Annotated in this window: 23 protein-coding genes; 8 read left to right on the top strand and 15 right to left on the bottom strand. The window is 40.1% G+C overall.

Annotation, left to right across the window (positions count from 1 at the left end; translation table 11 throughout):
* Nucleotides 1-29: 29 nt before the first annotated feature.
* Nucleotides 30-443 (top strand): phage holin family protein, encoded by a 414-nt coding sequence (locus BHK98_RS11350; RefSeq protein ID WP_075714327.1) that lies wholly within the window; start codon nucleotides 30-32, stop codon nucleotides 441-443.
* A 1-nt stretch (nucleotide 444) separates the two neighbouring features.
* A complete protein-coding gene (locus BHK98_RS14020; protein ID WP_075714325.1) occupies nucleotides 445-1,932 on the top strand; it encodes a GH25 family lysozyme in 1,488 nt (495 codons plus the stop codon).
* Between the two features lie 47 nt (nucleotides 1,933-1,979).
* Here BHK98_RS14020 and BHK98_RS11340 read toward each other — a convergent pair whose 3' ends face one another.
* Genes BHK98_RS11340 through BHK98_RS11325 form a run of 4 tightly spaced genes read right to left on the bottom strand, consistent with a single transcriptional unit; the run spans nucleotide 1,980 to nucleotide 4,858 of the window.
* A complete protein-coding gene (locus BHK98_RS11340) occupies nucleotides 1,980-2,639 on the bottom strand; it encodes a nitroreductase family protein (RefSeq protein ID WP_075714323.1) in 660 nt (219 codons plus the stop codon).
* Nucleotides 2,640-2,651: 12 nt separating this feature from the next.
* Nucleotides 2,652-3,701 carry an NADH:flavin oxidoreductase gene (locus BHK98_RS11335; protein WP_206779522.1) on the bottom strand — a complete coding sequence of 350 codons (1,050 nt, stop codon included), beginning with the start codon at nucleotides 3,699-3,701 and terminating at the stop codon, nucleotides 2,652-2,654.
* Nucleotides 3,691-4,503, bottom strand: a complete 813-nt coding sequence (locus BHK98_RS11330) for an MBL fold metallo-hydrolase (RefSeq protein WP_075714321.1) — start codon at nucleotides 4,501-4,503, stop codon at nucleotides 3,691-3,693. Before BHK98_RS11330 ends, BHK98_RS11335 begins: the two co-directional genes overlap by 11 nt.
* A gap of 1 nt (nucleotide 4,504) precedes the next feature.
* On the bottom strand, nucleotides 4,505-4,858 hold the full coding sequence (locus BHK98_RS11325; protein WP_075714319.1) for an ArsR/SmtB family transcription factor: 354 nt from the start codon (nucleotides 4,856-4,858) through the stop codon (nucleotides 4,505-4,507).
* A 160-nt stretch (nucleotides 4,859-5,018) separates the two neighbouring features.
* Between BHK98_RS11325 and BHK98_RS11320 the strand changes: the two genes are divergently transcribed.
* Genes BHK98_RS11320 through BHK98_RS11305 form a run of 4 tightly spaced genes read left to right on the top strand, consistent with a single transcriptional unit; the run spans nucleotide 5,019 to nucleotide 8,826 of the window.
* Nucleotides 5,019-5,225, top strand: coding sequence for an SHOCT domain-containing protein (locus BHK98_RS11320; RefSeq protein WP_075714317.1), 207 nt, complete (start codon nucleotides 5,019-5,021; stop codon nucleotides 5,223-5,225).
* A 52-nt stretch (nucleotides 5,226-5,277) separates the two neighbouring features.
* Entirely contained in the window at nucleotides 5,278-6,837 is a 1,560-nt protein-coding gene (locus BHK98_RS11315; RefSeq protein ID WP_075714315.1) for a recombinase family protein, read from the top strand.
* Nucleotides 6,838-6,841: 4 nt separating this feature from the next.
* Nucleotides 6,842-7,258, top strand: coding sequence for an integrase (locus BHK98_RS11310; RefSeq protein ID WP_075714313.1), 417 nt, complete (start codon nucleotides 6,842-6,844; stop codon nucleotides 7,256-7,258).
* The gene (locus BHK98_RS11305; RefSeq protein WP_075714311.1) at nucleotides 7,258-8,826 is read left to right on the top strand and encodes a recombinase family protein; all 1,569 of its coding nucleotides are present in this window, start codon (nucleotides 7,258-7,260) and stop codon (nucleotides 8,824-8,826) included. Before BHK98_RS11310 ends, BHK98_RS11305 begins: the two co-directional genes overlap by 1 nt.
* 103 nt (nucleotides 8,827-8,929) lie before the next feature.
* On the opposite strand, the gene BHK98_RS11300 is transcribed toward BHK98_RS11305, so the two are convergent.
* From BHK98_RS11300 to BHK98_RS11255, 9 genes are all read right to left on the bottom strand, one after another.
* Nucleotides 8,930-9,442, bottom strand: coding sequence for a flavodoxin family protein (locus BHK98_RS11300; RefSeq protein ID WP_075714309.1), 513 nt, complete (start codon nucleotides 9,440-9,442; stop codon nucleotides 8,930-8,932).
* Nucleotides 9,443-9,512: 70 nt separating this feature from the next.
* Nucleotides 9,513-9,827, bottom strand: a complete 315-nt coding sequence (locus tag BHK98_RS11295) for a TfoX/Sxy family protein (protein WP_075714307.1) — start codon at nucleotides 9,825-9,827, stop codon at nucleotides 9,513-9,515.
* Between the two features lie 209 nt (nucleotides 9,828-10,036).
* Entirely contained in the window at nucleotides 10,037-11,722 is a 1,686-nt protein-coding gene (locus BHK98_RS11290) for a recombinase family protein (RefSeq protein WP_075714305.1), read from the bottom strand.
* 84 nt (nucleotides 11,723-11,806) lie between these two features.
* Nucleotides 11,807-11,974: a hypothetical protein gene (locus BHK98_RS13650; protein ID WP_018365289.1), complete on the bottom strand. Its 168-nt coding sequence runs from the start codon at nucleotides 11,972-11,974 to the stop codon at nucleotides 11,807-11,809.
* Nucleotides 11,975-12,462: 488 nt separating this feature from the next.
* The gene (locus tag BHK98_RS11280) at nucleotides 12,463-12,873 is read right to left on the bottom strand and encodes a sigma-70 family RNA polymerase sigma factor (RefSeq protein ID WP_018365290.1); all 411 of its coding nucleotides are present in this window, start codon (nucleotides 12,871-12,873) and stop codon (nucleotides 12,463-12,465) included.
* A gap of 242 nt (nucleotides 12,874-13,115) precedes the next feature.
* Complete coding sequence (locus BHK98_RS11270) at nucleotides 13,116-13,994, bottom strand: SPL family radical SAM protein (protein ID WP_012678197.1); 879 nt, start codon at nucleotides 13,992-13,994, stop codon at nucleotides 13,116-13,118.
* A gap of 18 nt (nucleotides 13,995-14,012) precedes the next feature.
* Nucleotides 14,013-14,555: a ClbS/DfsB family four-helix bundle protein gene (locus tag BHK98_RS11265; RefSeq protein WP_012678198.1), complete on the bottom strand. Its 543-nt coding sequence runs from the start codon at nucleotides 14,553-14,555 to the stop codon at nucleotides 14,013-14,015.
* A 6-nt stretch (nucleotides 14,556-14,561) separates the two neighbouring features.
* Nucleotides 14,562-14,825: a zinc ribbon domain-containing protein gene (locus tag BHK98_RS11260; RefSeq protein WP_075714301.1), complete on the bottom strand. Its 264-nt coding sequence runs from the start codon at nucleotides 14,823-14,825 to the stop codon at nucleotides 14,562-14,564.
* Between the two features lie 61 nt (nucleotides 14,826-14,886).
* Nucleotides 14,887-15,786, bottom strand: a complete 900-nt coding sequence (locus BHK98_RS11255; protein ID WP_012678199.1) for a helix-turn-helix transcriptional regulator — start codon at nucleotides 15,784-15,786, stop codon at nucleotides 14,887-14,889.
* A 302-nt stretch (nucleotides 15,787-16,088) separates the two neighbouring features.
* Here BHK98_RS11255 and BHK98_RS11250 point away from each other — a divergent pair, with 302 nt between their 5' ends.
* Nucleotides 16,089-16,439, top strand: a complete 351-nt coding sequence (locus BHK98_RS11250) for a plasmid mobilization protein (RefSeq protein ID WP_075714300.1) — start codon at nucleotides 16,089-16,091, stop codon at nucleotides 16,437-16,439.
* A gap of 5 nt (nucleotides 16,440-16,444) precedes the next feature.
* Nucleotides 16,445-17,776 (top strand): relaxase/mobilization nuclease domain-containing protein, encoded by a 1,332-nt coding sequence (locus tag BHK98_RS11245; RefSeq protein WP_075714298.1) that lies wholly within the window; start codon nucleotides 16,445-16,447, stop codon nucleotides 17,774-17,776.
* A gap of 9 nt (nucleotides 17,777-17,785) precedes the next feature.
* Here the strand turns inward: BHK98_RS11245 and BHK98_RS11240 are convergent, their stop codons facing one another.
* Both BHK98_RS11240 and BHK98_RS11235 read right to left on the bottom strand, forming a co-directional pair.
* Nucleotides 17,786-19,693 carry a UvrD-helicase domain-containing protein gene (locus BHK98_RS11240; RefSeq protein ID WP_075714296.1) on the bottom strand — a complete coding sequence of 636 codons (1,908 nt, stop codon included), beginning with the start codon at nucleotides 19,691-19,693 and terminating at the stop codon, nucleotides 17,786-17,788.
* A complete protein-coding gene (locus tag BHK98_RS11235) occupies nucleotides 19,681-21,747 on the bottom strand; it encodes an ATP-dependent nuclease (protein WP_075714294.1) in 2,067 nt (688 codons plus the stop codon). The genes BHK98_RS11240 and BHK98_RS11235 overlap by 13 nt, the downstream gene beginning before the upstream one ends.
* Nucleotides 21,748-21,753: the final 6 nt, after the last annotated feature.

Here is a 21,753-nt window from a genome sequence, read left to right as displayed (position 1 = left end):
TTTATTTTGCACAAAGGAGGGATTTTCTCATGAAAGAATTCTGGAACACGATCCAACTGGTATTTGCCGCTGTCGGAGGCTGGCTTGGCTATTTCCTTGGCGGCTGTGACGGACTCTTGATTGCTCTGGTGATCTTTGTGACCTGCGACTACCTTACCGGCATCATGTGTGCCATCGCAGACAAAAAGCTCTCAAGCGAGGTCGGCTTTAAGGGAATCTGCCGCAAGGTGCTGATCTTCCTGCTGGTAGGCATCGGAAACGTCATTGATGTTCAGGTACTCGACCATCCGGGAGTGCTCCGCACGGCGATCATCTTCTTCTACCTGTCCAATGAAGGTCTGTCGCTGACGGAGAACGCAGCACACCTCGGCCTGCCGGTACCAGAGAAATTAAAGGAGGTCTTGGAGCAGCTCCATGACCGTCACGATGAGGAGGAAAAATAACATGACGAGAAAAGGAATCGACGTCAGTCATTGGCAGGGAACCATTGACTGGAATAAGGTCAAAAAGGCCGGTATCGAGTTTGCCATCATCAAAGCTGGCGGCTCCGATGCCGGTTTTTATACGGACAGCAAATGGGAAGCAAATTACAAAGGTGCGAAGGCTGCCGGTATCCCCATCGGCGCTTATTACTTTGTCGGAAAGGACTGCGTGACTGCTGCTGCCGGAAAAGCAGACGCTGAGCGCTTCCTGCAAATCCTGAAGGGCAAGCAGCTGGAATATCCGGTCTATATGGATAACGAGGCACAGCCCGCCTCTGCTAAGGCCGGTATCACGGAGGCCACCATTGCTTTCTGCAAGACTATGGAGGCTGCCGGATACTTCGTCGGCATTTACGGCTCCGCTGTTTCCGGTTTCAAAGAGCGGATGGATGATACAAAGCTCACGCCCTACGCCCACTGGGTAGCGCAGTATGCCAGTAAGTGTTCCTATAAGGGCGACTATGGCATCTGGCAGTATTCCTCCAAGGGCTCTGTGGACGGCATCAGCGGGAATGTGGATCTGGACTACGCCTATGTGGATTATCCGTCTATCATCAAGAATGGCGGATTCAACGGCTATACGAAGGCTGCATCTGAGGACAGCACGCCTGCTCCTGCAGCAAGCTCCCAGCGCGACAAGGTAGTCGCTCAGGCCAGAGCGTGGCTTGGGAAGAAGGAATCCGATGGCAGCCACAAAGAGATCATCGATGTCTATAACAGCCATAAACCTCTCGCCAGAGGCTATGCGGTCACTTACACGGACGCATGGTGCGCCACCTTCGTTTCTGCGGTCGCCATCAAGTGCGACCTGACGGATATTATCCCGACCGAGTGCGGCTGCGGTCAGATGATCCAGCTTTTCCAGAAGCTCGGCGAGTGGATTGAAAACGACGCTTATGTTCCGGCTCCGGGTGATGTGATTTTCTACGACTGGCAGGACTCCGGCTCCGGCGACAATACCGGCTGGCCAGATCACGTCGGTATCGTGGAAGCTATCTCCGGCATCACCATCACCGACATTGAAGGCAACAAGAGCAACGCGGTCGGCAGGCGCACGCTGCAGGTAAACGGCAAATACATCCGTGGTTATGGCGTGCCGAAATACAGCACCGGCTCTGCTGCTCCTGCAACGGCAACTCCTACTACGCCTGCAAAGACCGTGGACGAGCTTGCCAAGGAAGTGCTGGACGGCAAATGGGGAAACGGTACCGACCGCAAGGAGCGCCTCACCGCTGCCGGATATGACTATTCTGCCGTACAGGCCAAGGTCAACGCTCTGGTGAAAAAGCAGGATGCCGATCCGGTCTACTACACCGTAAAAAGCGGCGATACCCTCTCCGGGATTGCTGCGAGGTACGGCACCAGCGTTTCCGCGATCCAGAAGCTCAATCCCACGCTCATCAAGAATGTGAACCTGATCCTGACCGGCTGGAAGATCAGAGTGAAATAAAAATGGGTGCGTTATCATCAATTGTGATGGTAGCGCACCCTGTTTTTTTATGCCCAGTTAAAGCTGTCTTTTCCGGCACCGATCTCAAAGTTGTATTTTACGATACCGAGATCAATCTTGGTATAAAAGCCCATACCGGCCTTTGCATTGACTTTGTCTCCGGCTCTGGAGAACTTGAATTTCTGCTGGTTCATAGCTGTCGGCGCAAGCAGTGCTGCTTTGACGCCGTTCCTGTACCAGTCCGGACTGTCAGGTGCGATGTCGCTTACGGCAGTTTCTTCCTTCACCTTATGAGCTGCGCCTTGTGTTTTCCCGTAGCCGAGTGCGATCACGATATAAAGCTTCTCACCGCTGGCGGTGTCTACGACCACTTTGCCCTTTTTGTATGTCAGCGCAACCCAGCAGGTGTTGAGTCCGAGTTGCTGTGCATACAGGACAAGCCGCTGTCCGTAGTATCCGATCTTCTCATCCATTCCTTTCTTACCGACAAGAGCGAAATAGTTCTTGCAGCCGGAGAACTGCCCGTAATGAGGCTCATTCCCCTTGAAGGCTTCCGACTCGTCGGTAAAAAGCTGAATATGCAGACCACTATCATGATTGACCGTATCAATTTCAGCCTTCAGTTTTGCTGCGGTCTCCGCATCGATCAGCTTGTCCTCAAACTGACGTACCGAATGCCTCTGCTCAATTGCTTCCATCAGTGTCATGGTATTTTCCTCCTAAAATATCCGTTTACCACGAATTCGATATACGCAGTGTCCCTGCAAAGAGTAGCACGCATTGCAGGAAACGCATTCAGCTACTGTACAAGCTCCGCTTTGCAGCTTGTTTGGCAGATCCGGTTCCCGCAGCAACGGACGCGAGAGTGACAGAAATTCGATCTTGGTATTCTTTAACACATCTTCCATCGTGTCCTTGCTCCGCCAACCACCTACCGCAATCACAGGAACATCCACCTGCTCGGCGAGCGCGGCTGCGAACGGCGCGAAATAGCCCTCATTGACGCCTGCGCGTATACGCGGCACAGAAGGGCTGTTGCCGCTGACCTCAATCGAGTCGATCCCCGCCTTTGCCAATGCCTTGCAGATTTCAAGGCTCTCCGCTGCATCCAATCCGTTTCTGACAAAATCGCTGCTGTTGATCTTGACCGTCAAATGCAGGTTTGGTGCCTTTTCCCGGATTCCGGTCATGATCTCAAGAAGAATCCGCATCCGATTCTCCGTGGAACCGCCATAGCTGTCCGAACGTCTGTTGACAGCAGGACTAATGAATTGGCTCAGGAACAGGAAATGCGCCGCATGGATCTGAACTCCATCAAATCCGGCACATTTAGCACGACGGGCTGCATCAATGAACATCTGAATCACCGAATGCACCTCATCGAGCGTCATATCTGTAGGGTCAAGCTGCGTATTTCCCCGATAATATCCAGTCAGTGCAAGCTGTGTAATAATCGGGCAGTTTTCCCGATGAACGATATCCACCAGCTTTTGATACTGCGGAATTGTCTCGTCACGGCTCGGCGGCAGCATACCGCCGGGATACCGGTCATTATCAGAAACACTGGTAAAGCCCGCGATGATCATTCCTACGCCGCCCTTGGCCAGTTTGCTGTAGAGCGTATAGGCTTCGTCCTTTAGTCCTCCGTCCAATCGTGCTGCACCGTCATATAGCGCAGAACGGACAAGACGATTCTTTAATGTCAGATTTCCGAGCTTTGCGGGCTCGAACAATTTCTTCTCCATTGTCATCACACCTCTATATCTCATATTTCCCCTGCGGGACTTCAGGATCATGCGCAGCATAGATTCCAGCACAGTTTTCTTTCCTGCTCATTTGCTGTACCCATTCCAGAGCCTTTCGCATATTGTCCTTATCATAAATCGGCCCCGGTAGTGCGATATCCTCCCATGAGTGGCGGTTGTACCCATTGTCTCCGGTGAACAGCGCAAACCTGCCGTGATCGGATACGGTGATGGCCACAGACCCGGCTGAGTGGGATGGCGTATAGTAAACTATTACCGTACCGTCACCATATAAATCGCAGGATTTACCGAACGGAGCATTTTCATCCGGCAACATGGGATAAGCGGTAAAGTCAATCCCTTTCCAGAAATTCTTGTTGTACCGGACATCTTTCAGGTTCTTCTCATCCAGTTCCTCTGCGGCGGCATAAATCGCTTTGGCCGCTTTCAGCGGAATCAGCCCGCTGGCATGGTCGCAGTCCAGATGCGTCAGCAGGATTGCGTCAATATCCGAAGGCTCCATTCCCATTTTTGCAAGCTGATGATCCACCGCTTCCTCTTCTGTCATGACCGGTTCGCTGGCAAACCAGAGACCAAATCCCAGATGCCGCAGAGGATGACTTGCGCATTCCGCGCTCCAGCCTGTGTCGATCAGTATCCTGTGTCCGGATACTTCCACAAGAAAAGCCTTGACCGGCACCTTGATCCTTTTCTTTCTACTCTGAAACAGACCGGTATATGCAATCTCACTTTTCTGCGTACTCCTGTCAGGCACGGCAGAGGAGACCAGTGTGCTACCGGTCTGAATAACATGAATCACCGCCATATCATTCACCACTCCTGTCCGGGAGAGCTTGAATGATGCTGTTCGCATGGATCAGGGCATCAATCAATCTCTGTATCGCATTATCTGACGCGAAATAATAGTAGTTCATCGTGCCCTCTTTCCTGACCTTGACGATCCCTGCATCTTTAAGAATTTGTAAGTGATGGGACACGGCAGGTCTCGACAGGTGCGTCAGCTCTGTGATCTCCGGGACACGCATGCCGTTGCAGTCCTTGCCATGTAACATCATCTGAAGGATCAGATGCTGCCGTACTTCATCTCCAAGAGCGGTCAGTATCTTCTGACAGGATTCAAATTCAGCGGCGAGCTGTTCTACCTCGTTTTTATCCTTCATAATCCATCTCCTTTGTTTAAGCGTTTGAACCATTATACCATGAATTTATAAGAAAAGATCATTGGTAAAGAAAATCGAGACGAATATTTTTCATGCGTGTTAAAAATCCTCCGCTCAAATCGGCTCTGAATCTCCAGTGGAAACTGGAGGTGGATAAGTTATGCCAAACGAAAACAAGAATGTTCAATCTGAATATTTTACACAGGAGCGGATTCAGGGCGATCTTGACTATCGCCGGGCACAGGGCATCGCAAAAAAGATGCTCGATGACGGCCTGATCTCTGTGGCTGAATTCAACAAATTAACCGCCATCAATCGAGAAACTTTCTCTCCCTTGTTCGCGGAAATAATGCCAGAAATACCTTGATATGTAGTCGCTTTAGAGTGATGTATAGACGTACGGAAAGGAGGGACTTCCCTTGAAAAAAGTAACGAAAATCGCGGAAACAGCGAACTCGAAGGTCAAGCTCAAAAAGGTCAGGGTAGCCGCCTACTGCCGCGTCTCTACGGATTCCGATGCACAGCTTGAAAGTCTTGAGGCACAGAAAACCCACTACGAAAATTACATCACTTCCCGTGATGACTGGGAGTTCGCAGGCCTCTACTACGACGAGGGTATCACCGGTACTAAGAAAGATAAGCGTCCGGAGCTCATGCGGCTCATCGGTGACTGCAAAGCCGGTAGGATTGATTTCATTGTTACGAAGTCTATCAGCCGCTTCAGCAGAAATACAACGGACTGCTTAGAGCTGGTCAGGAATCTGCTTGATCTGAACATTCCGATCTTCTTCGAGAAGGAGAACATCAACACCGGCTCGATGGAGAGCGAGCTTTTTCTGGCAATCCTCTCCGGCATGGCCGAAAGTGAATCTGTTTCCATATCAGAAAACAGCAAGTGGTCAATTCAGAAACGCTTCGAAAACGGAACCTTCAAATGCAGCTACCCACCCTACGGATATGATTGGGACGGCGAACAGATGGTAATCAACCCTGAGCAGGCAGCTGTGGTAAAAGAAATCTTCGCAGCTCTGCTCTCCGGCAAAGGCACACACGCCATCGCGGATGACTTGAACCGTCGCGGCGTTTCTTCCAAGCGAGGCGGACGCTGGACGGCCACAACTATACGCGGCATGCTTTCAAATGAGAAATACGTCGGCGACTGCCTTTTCCAGAAAACCTATTCTGATTCACAATTTGTCCGACACAACAACCACGGTGAGCAGACGCAATACATGGTCACGGATCATCACGAACCGATCATCAGTCGTGAGGATTTTGAAGCTGCAAGGATTTTTATAAGTCAGCGGGCTTCCGAAAAAGGCGTGACAAAAGGCACCGATAAATACCAAAACCGATATGCTTTCTCCGGCAAGATCATCTGCGGTGAGTGCGGCGACACCTTCAAGCGCCGGATTCATAGCTGCACCGATCACAAATACATCGCGTGGTGCTGCAACACCCATATCAAAGACAAGGATAGGTGCCACATGCTTTTTGTAAGAGACGATGCGCTGAAGCAGTCATTCACCACGATGCTGAACAAGCTGATTTTTTCGCACCGTCAAATCCTGAAGCCTTACTTAGAATCATTGAAAACATCATCGCCAGATGATTCTCTTCATCGTATTCAGCAGATTCAAACCCTTCTGGCGCAAAATACCGAAAAGCGCGAGACTCTTACAATGCTCATGACGCAGGGCATCATTGATCCGGTGCTCTACAGTCAGGAAACAAACGAACTGCTTTCTCAGGCGGACAGCTTCCGGGATGAGATTGAAGCCCTGAAGAATGAAGTCTCCGGAGATGTAAACAAAGTCACCGAAACCACAGCACTGATTCATTTCGCAGAAAAGAGCGCCATGCTTCAGGAGTTCGACAAAGACTTATTTGACAGATATGTAAAACGCATCATCGTTCATTCCAGAAACGATATCCGGTTTGAACTGAAGTGCGGTCTAACGCTCAGGGAAAGGAAGTGAGGGCATGGGACATACACCATACGGATACAGAATTGAAAACGGCTGCGCTGTGATTAACGAAGATGAAGCCGCCAAAATCAGGAACCTATACGAGAATTACCTCGCCGGAATGGCACAGTCAAAAGCTGCCATCGAGGCAGGTATCGAGGCCTACCACAGCTCAGCAAAGCGTCTGATGCAAAACAGGCACTACCTCGGCGATGACTTCTACCCGGCAATCATCGATCAGGAGACCTTCGACAAGGCAGAAGCGATTCGTCTGGAACGTGCCGGTAAGCTCGGAAGGCTGAACCTTCTGAAAAGCTCAAAGCCTATAAAGGTTCCGACACACTTCTGGTTTGCAGAAGCGGAGAAAGAATACGAAGATCCGAGGCTACAGGCAGAGTATCTGTACAGCCTCATTGAAAGCGAGGCGATCTAATGGGAAATGTTATGGTCATCCCGGCCAAAAGGCAGGTCGGGAACACGGTAAAACAATCCGAGCAGAAAAAGCTCCGCGTCGCAGCCTATTGCCGCGTCAGCACGGATTCCGACGAACAGGAAACCAGCTATGAGGCGCAGGTCACGCATTACACGGAGTACATCCAGAAGAATCCCGACTGGGAACTGGCAGGCATATTTGCGGACGATGGCATATCCGGTACCAACACCAAAAAGCGTGACGAGTTCAACCGCATGATTGACGAGTGCATGTCCGGAAACATTGACATGATCATCACCAAGTCCATCAGCCGATTTGCCCGAAACACTCTCGACTGCCTCCAATACATCCGGCAGCTCAAGGACAAGAACATTCCGGTCTATTTCGAGAAGGAATCCATAAACACGCTGGATGCCAAAGGCGAGGTGCTCCTTACGATCATGGCGAGCCTTGCTCAGCAGGAAAGCCAATCAATGAGCGAGAACATAAAGCTCGGCCTTCAATACCGCTATCAGCAGGGCAAGGTTCAGGTTAACCACAACCGCTTCCTCGGCTATACCAAGGATGAGAACGGCAACCTTGTCATTGATCCGGAACAGGCCGAGATCGTAAAACGCATCTACCGGGAATACCTCGAAGGCTCCAGCATGGACAAGATTGCTTCCGGTCTTATGGCTGACGGCATTTTAACCGGCGCAGGAAAAGAAAAATGGCACACAAGCACCATCAACAAGATTCTCCGAAACGAGAAGTATATGGGTGACGCGCTGCTTCAAAAGACCTACACCACAGACTTCCTGACGAAGAAGCGCATCAAGAACAACGGCACCGTACCTCAATACTACGTTGAAGGCGACCACGAAGCGATCATTCCGAAAGACCTCTTCATGCAGGTGCAGGCCGAGCTTGTCCGTCGCCGGGCAGTTCACATCAGCCCGACCGGAAAGAAACGAGGCTTCTCCTGCAATCACTGTTTTGCCCAGATGATTTTCTGCGGTGACTGCGGTGAGCTTTACCGACGTGTCCACTGGAACAATCACGGCTGCAAGTCTATCGTCTGGCGCTGCATCAGCCGCTTGGAGCCGAGCTCGGCAGAAATGAACTGCACCAACCGGACAGTAAATGAGCTCCTGCTTCAGGAAGTCACGGTCAAAGCCATCAATCAGATTCTGACTGAGAGCGATACCTTCCTAAAACAGTTGCAAGCCAATATCGCCAAGGCTGTAGTCAGCGCTGACACCCTCTCGCCGGACGGCATCCAAGCTCGGCTGGAAGAACTGCAAAAAGAGCTCATCAAGAAGGCAAACAACAAACAGGATTACGATGCCATCGCTGACGAAATCCTCAGACTCAGGGAACAGAAGGAACAGTCCGAGGTCGACAGCCACCACCGGGAAGAGACCATGAACCGGATCAAAGAGCTGCAGGACTTTATCTCCAAACAGAGAACAGACATCACAGAGTTCGATGAAGCTCTGGTTAAAAAGCTCATCGAGAAGATCACCGTCTTTGCCGACCGCTTCACCGTGGAATTCAAATCCGGGCTCGCAATCGAAATCGAAGCATAAGAAAGGCTCCTTCACCGCCGCTGATGGCAGTGTCGGAGCCACTGTTTTTTACAATTCTTTCAACATTTGTTTGGATTGTCCTCTATTATCGCTGATAGCAGCTTTATAGAGATGCTGCCATATCTTTTATTCTGCTCATCACATTCCTGTCGTGATTTGTGAAGATGCCCATTCCCTCCAGACCAAGGTAACCGAGGAAATCGCCATCGTATGAAAACTTGGCTCCATCGTACATGTTGTCATCTCCGGAGCTAAGGAACATGGCGACCTTCTTCAATGTAGTAGGTGCAGTCGGATAAAGTGCCGAATAGAACCGGTCTATCACGCATTTCAGCTGTCCTGATATTCCGTGGTAATAAATCGGTGCGGCAAGTACCAGCATTTCCGTATCGCTCAGTTCCGCATAGATCTCCTGCATATCATCCTTCTGGACACACTGGCCGTGTCCTTTTCCGTGACAGTACTCACATGCAAGACATCCATTGATGTTCATTTTGCATACATTGAACACTTTTACCTGATGTCCGTGTTCTTCAGCTGCCCGCTGAAATATATTTACCATTCCGGCTGTATTCCCGTTCGGTCTGGGACTACCGTTTAACACGAGTATTTTCATAAAATTGCATCTCCTTTATCGTGCTGCCCGCGCCGATGATGACAGTATTGGAGCCTTGGTCTGTTTTCTTTTATTTCTTTTTCTTCGCTGCAGGTAGTTCCAGATACATCGCTTCAAGCAGTTCTGTCAGAAACTTCTTATTGTCAACGTCATCAACGAGCAACATTTCTTTTGCTCCGTCATAAGGCAGTTCTCTATTTGCGTCCGGCATCATAGCCACGGCAGACTTCGTGGGCTTCACAAGAAAACGGTCATCGTAGATGCCACCGACCACCTTGCCGCGATAATAGATGATGTATTCTCCCATCATCGCACGATGTGACACCTCATCCAAATCTGACAGCTGCTCTAATATGAAATCCAAGTATTCTTTGCTCGATGCCATATAACAATTCCTCCAACATCTATATCGAACACTCAACACCCCAGACATCTAATCCACAGCTTCAACTATGTGACATCTAATCCGGCAACTCAACTCTCACACTTTTTTGTCTGTGCTGCCATAGATAAGTTACCGCAGAGCGATTACCGTCTCCGCCTGTTCGAAACTACCTAAAGCCGAAAAGTGCCTAAAATCACGGGCTTTCGAGCTTATTCCACTCCTACCTTTGACATCAATACTACCGTCTCAACTTGTTCATCATTGTCCAAACCTATATTTAAATCTTCATCGATGATAGGAAGTTTAAAAGTAATTGATTTTAGCCATTGTCCATTCGGTTGCTTTTCTTCGTAAATTTGAATTTCAGAAATCAAAGCTGTAATTAACTGTCTACGCTCCACATCATTCATTACCTTGTAGAGTTTATCAAAATAGATCAGAACTTTATATATATTATCTCCTGTAAGTTTTTCAGCTTCAATAGTTTGTTTTTTTGCTTTCGCATCAATTAAGAATGATTCTAATTCTTCAATTTTATCGTACATACGATAAAGTCTATCGTCTAAGTCCTGTTTTCTTCGTTTGTAGTGCTTATCATCAGCATCTAAATTATCTATTTCCTCAATTAGCTTAAACTTTGTGGAATGACTTTTCCGCAGTTCTTTTTGATAATTATCTATTTCCTTTTCTATTTCAGAGGTATCCACTTTCATATTGATTTTTTCTTGCATCATAGAAGCAAATTTGGGATTGCTTACTATCTTTATAATTACCTCAGCAACTGCATCATCTAACAATTCCTCTCTAATTTGCTTACTGAAAGTACACTTATGACCTCTCATCATCTGCCTATGTTTACAGCCATAGTAATAAAAATCTTTATACTTTGTACCATCTTTCCTTTTCTTGATACACTTGTTGCCAAACATTCCCACTCCACATACCGGGCATTTTACAATTCCTGAAAGTAAGTGTGTACGTATATCTTTTCCTTTATTCACATGCTCATATTTCTTTGCTTGAGATTTTAGCTTAACCTGAGCAGCCTGCCATAACTCATCAGAAATTATAGCTTCATGAATTCCTTCAGCTATTAAATATTCATCTTGTTCTACTTGTTTATATTCATTTCTTGTACCATGAACTTTTTCTAAAGTTCTTCTTCCAAAAGCTATCTTCCCGTTATATACAGGATTCTTTAATATCTTTCTTATAAGACCTGCATCGAACAATGGATTTTTTCCATTCTGTCTTGGAATTTTTCTTATTCCATGATTTTCTAAGTATTTTGAAAGTCCATTAGCTCCAATGGTTGTATTAACATATTGATCAAAAATAGTTCTTATTGCGACAGCTTCTTCTTCATTGATAAACAGTTTACCATCGACAAGCTGATACCCATAAGGAGCAAAACCTCCATTCCATTTCCCTTCTCTTGCCTTTTGAATACGCCCTTCCATTGTTTGAACACGAATATTTTCTCTTTCAATTTCAGCCACAGCTGATAAAACAGAAATCATCAATTTACCTGCATCTTTGGATGAATCAATCCCATCCTCAACGCAAATCAAATTGACTCCAAAATCTTGCATTGTTTGTAATGTTGATAAAACATCCGCAGCATTTCTTGCAAATCTTGATAGCTTAAACACAAGAACAAAAGATACTCCATCTTTGCCAGATTTTATATCTTCCATCATTCGATTAAACTGTATCCTTCCCTCAATAGATTTTCCAGACTTACCTGCGTCTTCATACTCACCAACAATTTCATAGTCATTATAAAGGGCAAAAGCCTTCATTCTTGATTTTTGTGCCTCTAAAGAATAACCATCTATCTGTATTGATGTAGATACTCTTGTGTAGAGGTATACTTTTATTTTCTCTTTTGACATAGCATTAACCTCAATATATTTCTCTATATCTTTTTCATACTTCCAAAAAGTTTGGACTTATATCTCAAGTATATTATAGCACTTTTATTTCATTTTCTCAATCTGTGTTTTTACCATGTCAAAGATATTTTCATTTTCACTGTTATTATTTACTGGCATTGGATCTGGTAGATTATCCAAATCTAAAACACCAGCATACTTTGTAATAAGATTTGCTATCAAATCAGCCAATCCATTCCAGTCATTGTCCACCCGTACACCTCCCTCTAATTCCTCTATAATCAATATATAATTTTCTCATCTAACCAAGTTTAATGACATTGACGGGTGCTTAGGATCAGCAACATTGGAATCTCACCACCGCCCCTGTTAAGATGAGCCGGCTTTCACTAAAGAAGTATCATTATCATTACTTAGGTCATCACTTGCAAAGTTATCCTCGCTCTTTGCTTTAAGAAAATTTATTTATCGCTCGTTTCCTTATATCCTTGTCTTTGACAGTATTCATTTAAACCGAATTTCTTCAGCAGGAAAGTTATGGCGTAAAATTTCTTTCGCTCACTAAGTAATTAAAAGTCCCGTCATGGTCTATTCAGTTGTCAAAGAACAATTATTTGAAAGGGATTTTCTTTACATCTTCCTGTTTGCCATAAATAGGCTATATCTCTTATAAAAGTAAAGGAGATCAAACTCCCCTTCACTTTATATAAGGAAAGTTTGACCCCTTTGGTTACCGAAGTTTATAGATCCTCAATAAACTTTTTCAGTTTCTCAAGGATTTTATTTCTTCTCTTGATTAAAGCCGGATGTGTAATACTTTTTAATCTTGCTACTGAACGAAGCGTTTCGTCATTAAAGTACAAACGCTCTATGATGTCTCTTTCTTCATCGTTCAGCTTTGATATAGCATATCTCAATGATTCAATCATCATTTGTGTTTCCACAATCTTTGCTACATCAACATTTTCATCTATGATGTTATCAACATAATGTCCATCATGATCTAATGACGAAAAAAAGAGCAAGTGGTTTTTTCTGTCCACCTGCTCCAAATACTTTTCGTGTTCTTTTTCTCGCCAGTAGACTTTATAAATATCTTCACTGACTTTCACCTTTTGTCCGCTGACATAAAGGTAATACTCTTTTGCCATAAAGTTTCCTCCATTTCTTTTTTGTCTGTTTGTTTTTCAGACAAAAAAGGAGGACTTCGGCATTTGAACATACCGAGTCCTCCGTAATGGAAGAAAAATACTAAATTATCATGATTAAATAATGAAAAAAAGGTTGTAAAAAAGGGACATTATTATATTTGTATCGTATATGTTAAAAATTAACACTTTCATTAATAAATCCCTCCTTAATTATAATTTTATAAATATTTCACCCCCCTTAGTCAGATTAAGTCAAAAAAACTAAGCTGCTTTGAGATGTCCTTTCCCTCAAATAGTCCCAAATAGTTAAATATTGCTTCATTATCATGAACGATACCGTTCCGCTCACAGAATTCGTGAAATACACCCATTAGTTTTTTATTGTTTACGCTGTTTGCCACATAACTATTGCCATATTCTCTGATGTATTGTTCTTTCAGCTTTGGAAACTTTTTATCTAACTGCGAATAAAAATATTCTCTATTTCCCTCTCTGAGTGTAACTCCCATACCAAAGCATACTATTCCAAACACTTTTGCTTCCTTGCAGCAGTTTAAAATCCCAAGAATATTTTCTTCCGTATCGTTAATAAATGGTAATATCGGTGTTAACCAAACTACTGTTGGTATTCCCTCATCACGCAATATTTTTAATGCTTCAACCCTTTCTTTTGTCGTTGAAACATTAGGCTCTATCTTTTTACAAAGTTCTTCATCATAAGTCGTTAGTGTCATTTGAATTACACATTTTGTTTTTGAATTTATTTCTTTCAATAAGTCTAAATCCCTTAAAACATTAGCTGACTTTGTTATAAGCGTTACACCGAAGCCAAATTTATTTATTATCTCAAGTGCCTGTCTTGTATAATTTAGTCCAAGTTCCTCTTTAATGTATGGATCAGTCATAGAACCTAAACCAATCATACATTTTTTCCGCTTTCGTTTTAGGTTCTCTTCCAAAAGACTGATTCCATTTTCCTTTACTTCTACATCTTCAAATTTATGGTTCATCCGGTAGCAGTTGCTTCTTGAGTCGCAATAAATACAACCGTGAGTGCAGCCTCTGAACAAATTCATTCCATTTTTTGAAGATAATATTCCTTTTACCTTTGTAAAATGCACTTTACTATCCTGTTCCAATTATTTTGATTTGCATTTTTTCTGATGGGCTTTTAATTTTTTCATTGCCCAATCATAATGGCTTGCAGTGGTACTTACAAAATAGGAACCCAGTGTACTCCCCCCTGTCCACTTGTAGACGCCTTTGGAAAACAATTCTTCACTTGTAAATTTTTCAGCCAACTCTAAAACATCTCTATGGGATTTATGAAACATTTTAGTTGCGTCTTCAAGAGAAGTATTTTGATGTTTCTTCCAAAATTCTACATTCATATCTCCATAAGTTTTCCAATTGTACGGCTCAGGCAAAAACGGTTTTTCTTCTCCCTTTTGATTGGAATGTACCCAATTCAAAATAAGCTGATGCCACTCATAGAGATGGATTAAAACATCTCTTAGATTCTTATCTCTTTTCCAGTGGGCTTCTTTTTTCTTTTCATCTTTTGAAAAGTCAAATGGTGTATTTAACTCTTCCTCAGTCATCTTTGAGATAAATAAATTTAACTTTTCATAGTTTTCCTTAGCAGCAATCATTAAATCATTTTTTGTCGTTGGTCTTGGCATAATTTTTTACTCCTTCCATCTCTTTAGAGTTGGGAAAAACTCCATCATCATTTTTCTTGCACTATCTTCATTCATATCTTTATTGGCTTCGACTACATGAGGAACGCATATCTCAATCATTTCCTCCATTGTTCCCTTAAAAGTAAATTCGCCTTTCTCAAAGCAATACTTACAATAATCTTCATTTACGCTTCCATCTGAATTTGTACCATAAAGCTCTGTTCCCTCTCCCATAGGCATGCCACAACATTGACAATATTTCGTACCCATTTTTTATTCCTCCTTATCTTTATTTAAGATAATTATATCTCACCATACTTGACACCATCTGTCATATTATATATTTTTCTGCCATTTTATTTATCATTTTTTTAATTTGCATTCTAACTTCTTCAGGTTCCAATACTTCTGCTTCATCTCCAAATGAAAAAATATAATTATATAAGTTATAGTCATTCGGTATTTCTATTTCAGTATATAAATTTCCGTCATTATCTTCTGTAATTTCTCCGTTTAGTTCATCATATACCCTGAAAGCAACTTTTCGATCAAACTTAACTTTTATATTCACTGTATTCTCATGTGGCGTTTCTTTTTTGAGTATTACATCTTCAAAGTTGTCATCAAACTTTTCAGTATGGATTTCTAAATTCTTTATCCTGGACAATTTGAAATATCTGAAATCATTTCTGAGTAAACATAGGGCATATAGATACCAATCCTGACTCTTGAAAAGCAATCTCACAGGTTTAACTCTTCTGCTTGTTTCTTTTTCATTACTGCTAAAATATGTGAATGAAACAATGTTCTTACTTAAAATTGCGGACTTAATATCATTAAATGTTTTTTCATACATCTTATTGTTTTGCCAATTATTAAAATCAACTTCTATCCAACTGGTATTTTTTATTTTAAAGAGTGCGGATAGTTTTGTTAGAAGCTCATTCTCATGTTGTATTGTTGTATTCTCCAATCCCTGAAGAGCTGACATAATTTGTTGTTTCTCGTTTTCAGACAGTAGTGATTTACTAAGAACAAAATCCTCAGCAATTTCTATTCCACCACCCTTTCCTTGCAACGCATAAATGGGAATACCTGCACTACTGATAGAGTCAATATCTCTATAAATTGTTCTGACTGATACCTCAAATTTATCAGCAAGTTCGCTTGCTGTAACTTTTCCCTTTTCTAAAATATAATATAGTATCCTAAATAGCCTATTATCTTTCATCGTCTTAACATCTCCTATATTTATTATACCATATTAACTTGACATATGTTGTCATATTAAAAGCATTTTTTCAATTCTGATGACATTACTTATCTCATTTGGTATAATATAAGATATACATTTAAAACTTGCTTAATGCTTGCTACCATAATCATTCTTTTGTAGCAAGCACAGTAAGTGTACGGACACTTACGAAAAAATTGATGAAGCAGCCCTCTGGGAACTGCTTCTTTTTTTATCAATTTTTAGCTTGTTAGGGAGAACCCTAAGACCCCGAAATACATTCAAAGGAGGAACTACCTATGGCAAATAGAATACGAAATGAAAGACTTGAAATTAAACTAACAGAAGAAGAAAAGGCTCTTTTTGAAGATAAAAGAAAACTTGCAAAGTGCAGAAATATGAGCCATTTTATCCGCAAATGCGTTTTAGAAAAGGAAATTTATCAAGTGGATTTAGAGCCTTTCCGAGATTTACAAGGCTTGCTTTCAAATGCCACAAATAACATCAATCAGATTGCAAAGCGAGTAAATTCAACAGGTGTAATTTACAAAGAGGACATTAATGATATGAAAAAAGAGATTAAACATTTCTCAAAAGAGCTATGGCAAATTCATTCCCTGCTGCTTAACAGGACTTCCGGAGGTGATTAGTTTTTATGGCTATTACAAAAATACACCCTATCAAATCGACTCTTAATCTTGCTATCGAATACATTGTAAATGGAGATAAAACAGACGAGCAGATTTTAGTCAGCACGCATAAATGCCATGAGTCAACTGCTCATACTCAATTTTTAAGGACACGAAATGATGCAGGAACAAAGGGAACTGTTCTTGCAAGACATCTCATTCAATCCTTTTTACCGGGCGAAACTACGGCTGAAATGGCACACCAAATCGGTATGGAGTTATGCAAAAAGATATTAAAAGATGAGTATGAATTTGTCTTATCTACTCACATAGATAAGGGGCATATTCATAATCACATCATCTTTAATAATGTAAATATGGTAACAGGTAGGTGCTACCAGTCCAACAGAAGAATTTATCATCAAATCAGGTATCACAGCGATAAACTTTGCAAAGAAAATAACCTATCCGTCATTGACGAGTTTTACGAAAGCTATAAGAAAAAATATAAGACTAACGGTAAGTCTTGGTATGAAAACGAACAGGTAAAGCGTGGTACTTCTTGGAAAAGCAGGCTTCAATTTGACATTGACAGAATGATAAAACAGTCTAAGGATTGGGATGAGTTTCTAAAAAAGATGGCTGATCTTGGCTGTGAAATTAAATATGGCAAACACATTGCTTTTAAGCCAAAAGATAAGGCGAGATTTACAAGGGCTAAAACTATCGGAGAAGATTACACCGAAGAAAGATTAAAAGAACGCATTGCAGAAAGAGAGTTTATCAAGACTCCTACCGTCAAAAAACGCATCGGCAATGTTATTGATATGAACACCAATATAAAAGTAAAAGAAAGCAAAGGCTATGAATATTGGGCAACCAAACATAACCTTAATACAATGGCTGAGTCTGTCATCTTTCTTCGAGAACAAGGAATTAAATCTGTTAAGCAGCTTGACGAGTATATCCAAAAAGCAGCTGATGAAAGGCAAAATTTACAGGATAAAATCAAGGCTATTGATAAGGAAATACAGGAGCTTTCTGCCACTATGGAACAAGTTCATACAGTAAAAAAATACAGACAATACTATAAGGAATATAAAGCAAATCCGTTTGATAAGGCATTTTTTGAAGAATACAAAGCTCAAATTACCCTATATGAAAATGCCCTTTCAGAGCTTAAAAAATCCTATTCCAAGCTCCCAAATTCTAAGGATATTTTAGATAAACTTGATAAATTACAAGAAAAAAAGAATACCCTAATGCAAGAGTATTCTTCATCAAAATCTACTATGAACGAGCTTTACAAGATACGAAAAAATTATGGAATTTATATGGGTAAGGAGATGGAAAGATAACCATCTCCTCTATTCAATCGAAGAAATATCTATAACATTTTCTTCTCCAAAAAAATCTTTTGCTTTCCCCAATATGTCAGAATCATTAGTAGGCATATATATTATTAAATTCTTTTTTGCTCTCGTTATACATACATAAAATAATTTTTTCGTTCTTAGTTGAACATTAGAATTTGAAGACCCCTTTCCAAATAATGTATTAAAATCGTATTTATTCCAATCAGACTCTAATACAAGAAGTACATTATCATATTCACTACCCTTAACACTATGTTGAGTGCAAATTGGCGAAAATTCTTTTAAATATAAGACACTTTTTCTGTATTGATTAAATGTTATCTTTTTTATTCTCTCCCATAAATAAAACCCTTTATTTAAAATATAATCATTGAATAATTCATCTTCTTTGAGTAACCCTTTTACTTCTGCAAATTTTAAAACATCTTCTATCGTTTGATTATCTTCACTTACAAGATAATCAATTGCTTGCTTAAGGCAAATCTTATCATTCCTATCATGAATAGAAAATTTTGTTATTCGTAGAAAATCATTAAATTTATTAGCCTCATATAATTCAATAATTTCCTCTAATATATCTAATCTGCGTAAAATCCTATCTCTATAAGAATTAGCTTCATATCTACCACTCATCCCATTTAATTTATATGACATAAGTGATTCCTTAGTAACTTTACATTTTTCGCAAGCTTCTTCCCATGACATACCTTCTAAAACACTGTATATTGACTGATAAATTTCGTTTCCGTTAATTTGATCCAGCAACTCTACTTTCTTATATATCGGTTTTACCTCTAACGCCAATTCTCCCAAAGTCTTATCACTGTCTAAATTTCCCTTATCAATTTTTTCCTTTATCTTGCTTATAAGCGTAATTATCAAATCAGCATTATATAGATCATATAAGCCTTTAAATCCAGCCATTTCAGCATTATATTTATGTGTTAACCTTAACTCTTTTGTTTGTTTTCCATCCGAGAAATTCCAAGATTCAAAAATACTCTTTTCCTTTATGCTTATAAAATCATCTGCTTCATTTCCATATAAAAATTTAATACTACCTTCTCTAATAATACCATTCTCCATATTAGGTGCATTTGTATCTTCTGAAGGTCTTTGCTCAATATCATCATCTCTAAACTTATTGGCTACTTCGATTACAACTCTTGGATTTCTTCGGTTTTGCGTCTTTACTATTTTAGTTAAATTATATTGATTTAAATTACCAACTCCGTCGTCATATATAGACTGCATTGAATCTCCAAAAAAACCAATTACATTTTTCTTATTGCTTTGTTCAAGATGCTTTAGTAAAATATCCGCAACTAAAGGACTTGTATCCTGATATTCATCAACAAAAATACAATCTGCAATATCCTTTAAAATGTCTGCTATTTTTTTATATTTCTCAAACATTTTCTCTGCAACAATCAAAATGTGATCATGGCTGATTTTCACTCTATTTTCATCATTTGGCGTTACAGAATAATACTCGTCATAATCCACATAAAGATTTTCGAAATATTCTTTAGAAATTAAATCCTCAGAAAAATTTTTTGGCTTTTTAAAGTTCTTTTCATTATCATCATTAATAAGCCCAACTAAAATATCTTTTATTTCATTCTGATATTTTCTGATAAGAGCCCATATAAACTCATGTATTGTTGAAACACAAAGGTTCTCATTTTCTATTCTTGATAAAATTTCTGCAACTGCGTTATTTGTATATGTAATACATACTATCTTAATATCTGGTAATTCCTCTGTAAGTGCATTTATTAAGGAAATTAAGGAGTATGTTTTTCCACTTCCTGCTCCACCTTCTAAAATAAAATTTTCACCATTTTTTATACATTGAAGAGCTTCTAATACTTCTTTTTCCAATGTTAGCGTATCCATAATAAGCCCTCCTCAATATAATTTGGAACTGCCCATTTTTCATCTTCTTCGCCATTCTCATCATCAAAATACAATAAGCTTGATGCAAATGAAGATTTCTTTTTCACATTATTCAAAGCAAAATTATAATAATCACCATTTTCTATTTCATCATTCGAAAAATCTTTTAAAGCTCCATATTCACAAAGCCCTTCTTTATTCTTTATAATAAAATCTTTATTTAATGCTATAAATGCATCTTCAAAACTACTTGCTTGATACTCACCATCAGTTTCCGGTATTTGATATGCTATTCGAATATTATTTTTAATTTTATCCTCGGGTCTTTTTTCTACAAGTTCTCCAAATTGATCATTTAATTCATCAAGACCAGTATCTTTGAAAAAATCTTTTATGGAAGCGTTGCTTGTATACTTTGCTTCCTTAGGGTGTGATTTTACATATTTCCCATTGTCATTTTTATTAGCGGCATCTATATCTGTTAATATTAAAGCCTTAATACCTAAAAACTCAAATAGTGGAATAAAGATATGTGAATGTGCCCCAACTTCTATTACAGAAATATTTTGTGATAATAGTGGGATAATATCTCCTTCTGGATTTTCTTTATTATCAATCTTATGCATCATCATTGGCATTAAGATTCGTTCGGTATCTCCTTCTATACAAATAGCTTTGTCAGCAAAAAAAAGTTCACTTCTATTTATTGTCAGATATTGTTTTACAAACTTAAATCCTTTCTGTTCATCTCCACCATACTCTTTTTTTAAAGAATTAAAACTCTTAGCTATAACTGTATTCCCGTTTTTCTTTAAATATATAATGTCATCAAAGTTACATTCAGAAACTATATGTGATGAATGCGAAGTGATTAAAATCTGCAACTGTTTATTCTTGTCTTCCAACAACTTTTTTCTATGTGCTTTGATATGAGATTTAATATTCCTTATAAATATATACTGTAACTGAGGGTGTGTATGTGCTTCAGGCTCTTCAATATATAAGAGATTTATATCTGCTGGTTGTTCAAATAATTCCTGTATCTTGGTTTCAATCTCAAATAAAATACCAATTAAATTCAAATATCCCAACCCATTATATGTTTCTGGAAGTGAACAATCTCCCCCTTGTCTATAACTTAAGTTTGTATTATCTGACAATAAATTTTTCTCTGAAATAGATGACTCTATTGCTATATCAATTCCGTTTTCTACACCACCATAAGTTTTTATAACATCTATAACATCACTAAAAATGCCATCAATATCTTCTCCACTTTCACTTTTTTCTCCATTGTAAATCTTATATAATTCTTTATCGGCTTGCTCCAATTTTTCTTCAAGTTTTGTAAATACCAACTCACTTTCATCTTTTGCAGCTTTATAAGAACTGAAATATTTACCAGTTAAACCTGATAAAACATGATTACGATCATCATTAGAAACCGCTCGATCAGCTCTTATTCCTGCCACTTTAATGACTTTTTGAATATCCTTATTATCAATTTCTTCTGATCTATCTTGCGTTATTTGGTTTGATTCAATATCAAACCCTCTTGAATATCTTTTCGTTTCAACGAAGTTTGCAAAATTCTTACTCATAAATTTGGAAAATGATTTAAAATCTTCAATATTTTTTTCACTAATAATGTTTTTTAATTCGATAATTTTTTTTAAAGATATTAACGAAATAAATTCTAACACTATAATGTTATTTTCCGGATTTAAATCCATCATGAATTTTTGAATATTTGCATATGAATCATTATCATCATACTCAATAAATAATTGCAGATTAACAGTTTCTAATGATGTAACTTTCTCTTGCTCAGATATATCAAAATAAATTATTTTTTCATAAAATTCTTTCTGACATTCCAAATTTATATCTTCCCACATCACTTTAGATGAATTTAACATCTTATCCAAAATAATAAGAGCTGATGTTTTTCCACAATTATTTTTACCTATAACTAACGACAATTCATCTTTAAAATCCAATTCAAAATTTTTTAATAACCTAAAATTTTTAACTTTCATCTTTTTTAAAATCATTCTCCA

The sequence above is a fragment of the Hornefia porci genome (genome assembly GCF_001940235.1).
GTDB lineage: Bacteria > Bacillota > Clostridia > Peptostreptococcales > Anaerovoracaceae > Aminicella > Aminicella porci.
Note: the sequence above shows the minus strand (reverse complement) of the source record. Positions and strands in the feature narration are given on the sequence as shown.

Bases quoted from the DNA above. Each gene is read 5' to 3' on its own strand.
- BHK98_RS11350 (WP_075714327.1), top strand. From the start codon at position 30: ATGAAAGAATTCTGGAACACGATCCAACTGGTATTTGCCGCTGTCGGA.
- BHK98_RS14020 (WP_075714325.1), top strand. From the start codon at position 445: ATGACGAGAAAAGGAATCGACGTCAGTCATTGGCAGGGAACCATTGAC.
- BHK98_RS11340 (WP_075714323.1), bottom strand. From the start codon at position 2,639: ATGACACTGATGGAAGCAATTGAGCAGAGGCATTCGGTACGTCAGTTT.
- BHK98_RS11335 (WP_206779522.1), bottom strand. From the start codon at position 3,701: ATGAGATATAGAGGTGTGATGACAATGGAGAAGAAATTGTTCGAGCCC.
- BHK98_RS11330 (WP_075714321.1), bottom strand. From the start codon at position 4,503: ATGGCGGTGATTCATGTTATTCAGACCGGTAGCACACTGGTCTCCTCT.
- BHK98_RS11325 (WP_075714319.1), bottom strand. From the start codon at position 4,858: ATGAAGGATAAAAACGAGGTAGAACAGCTCGCCGCTGAATTTGAATCC.
- BHK98_RS11320 (WP_075714317.1), top strand. From the start codon at position 5,019: ATGCCAAACGAAAACAAGAATGTTCAATCTGAATATTTTACACAGGAG.
- BHK98_RS11310 (WP_075714313.1), top strand. From the start codon at position 6,842: ATGGGACATACACCATACGGATACAGAATTGAAAACGGCTGCGCTGTG.
- BHK98_RS11305 (WP_075714311.1), top strand. From the start codon at position 7,258: ATGGGAAATGTTATGGTCATCCCGGCCAAAAGGCAGGTCGGGAACACG.
- BHK98_RS11300 (WP_075714309.1), bottom strand. From the start codon at position 9,442: ATGAAAATACTCGTGTTAAACGGTAGTCCCAGACCGAACGGGAATACA.
- BHK98_RS11295 (WP_075714307.1), bottom strand. From the start codon at position 9,827: ATGGCATCGAGCAAAGAATACTTGGATTTCATATTAGAGCAGCTGTCA.
- BHK98_RS11290 (WP_075714305.1), bottom strand. From the start codon at position 11,722: ATGTCAAAAGAGAAAATAAAAGTATACCTCTACACAAGAGTATCTACA.
- BHK98_RS11280 (WP_018365290.1), bottom strand. From the start codon at position 12,873: ATGGCAAAAGAGTATTACCTTTATGTCAGCGGACAAAAGGTGAAAGTC.
- BHK98_RS11265 (WP_012678198.1), bottom strand. From the start codon at position 14,555: ATGCCAAGACCAACGACAAAAAATGATTTAATGATTGCTGCTAAGGAA.
- BHK98_RS11260 (WP_075714301.1), bottom strand. From the start codon at position 14,825: ATGGGTACGAAATATTGTCAATGTTGTGGCATGCCTATGGGAGAGGGA.
- BHK98_RS11255 (WP_012678199.1), bottom strand. From the start codon at position 15,786: ATGAAAGATAATAGGCTATTTAGGATACTATATTATATTTTAGAAAAG.
- BHK98_RS11250 (WP_075714300.1), top strand. From the start codon at position 16,089: ATGGCAAATAGAATACGAAATGAAAGACTTGAAATTAAACTAACAGAA.
- BHK98_RS11245 (WP_075714298.1), top strand. From the start codon at position 16,445: ATGGCTATTACAAAAATACACCCTATCAAATCGACTCTTAATCTTGCT.
- BHK98_RS11240 (WP_075714296.1), bottom strand. From the start codon at position 19,693: ATGGATACGCTAACATTGGAAAAAGAAGTATTAGAAGCTCTTCAATGT.
- BHK98_RS11235 (WP_075714294.1), bottom strand. From the start codon at position 21,747: ATGATTTTAAAAAAGATGAAAGTTAAAAATTTTAGGTTATTAAAAAAT.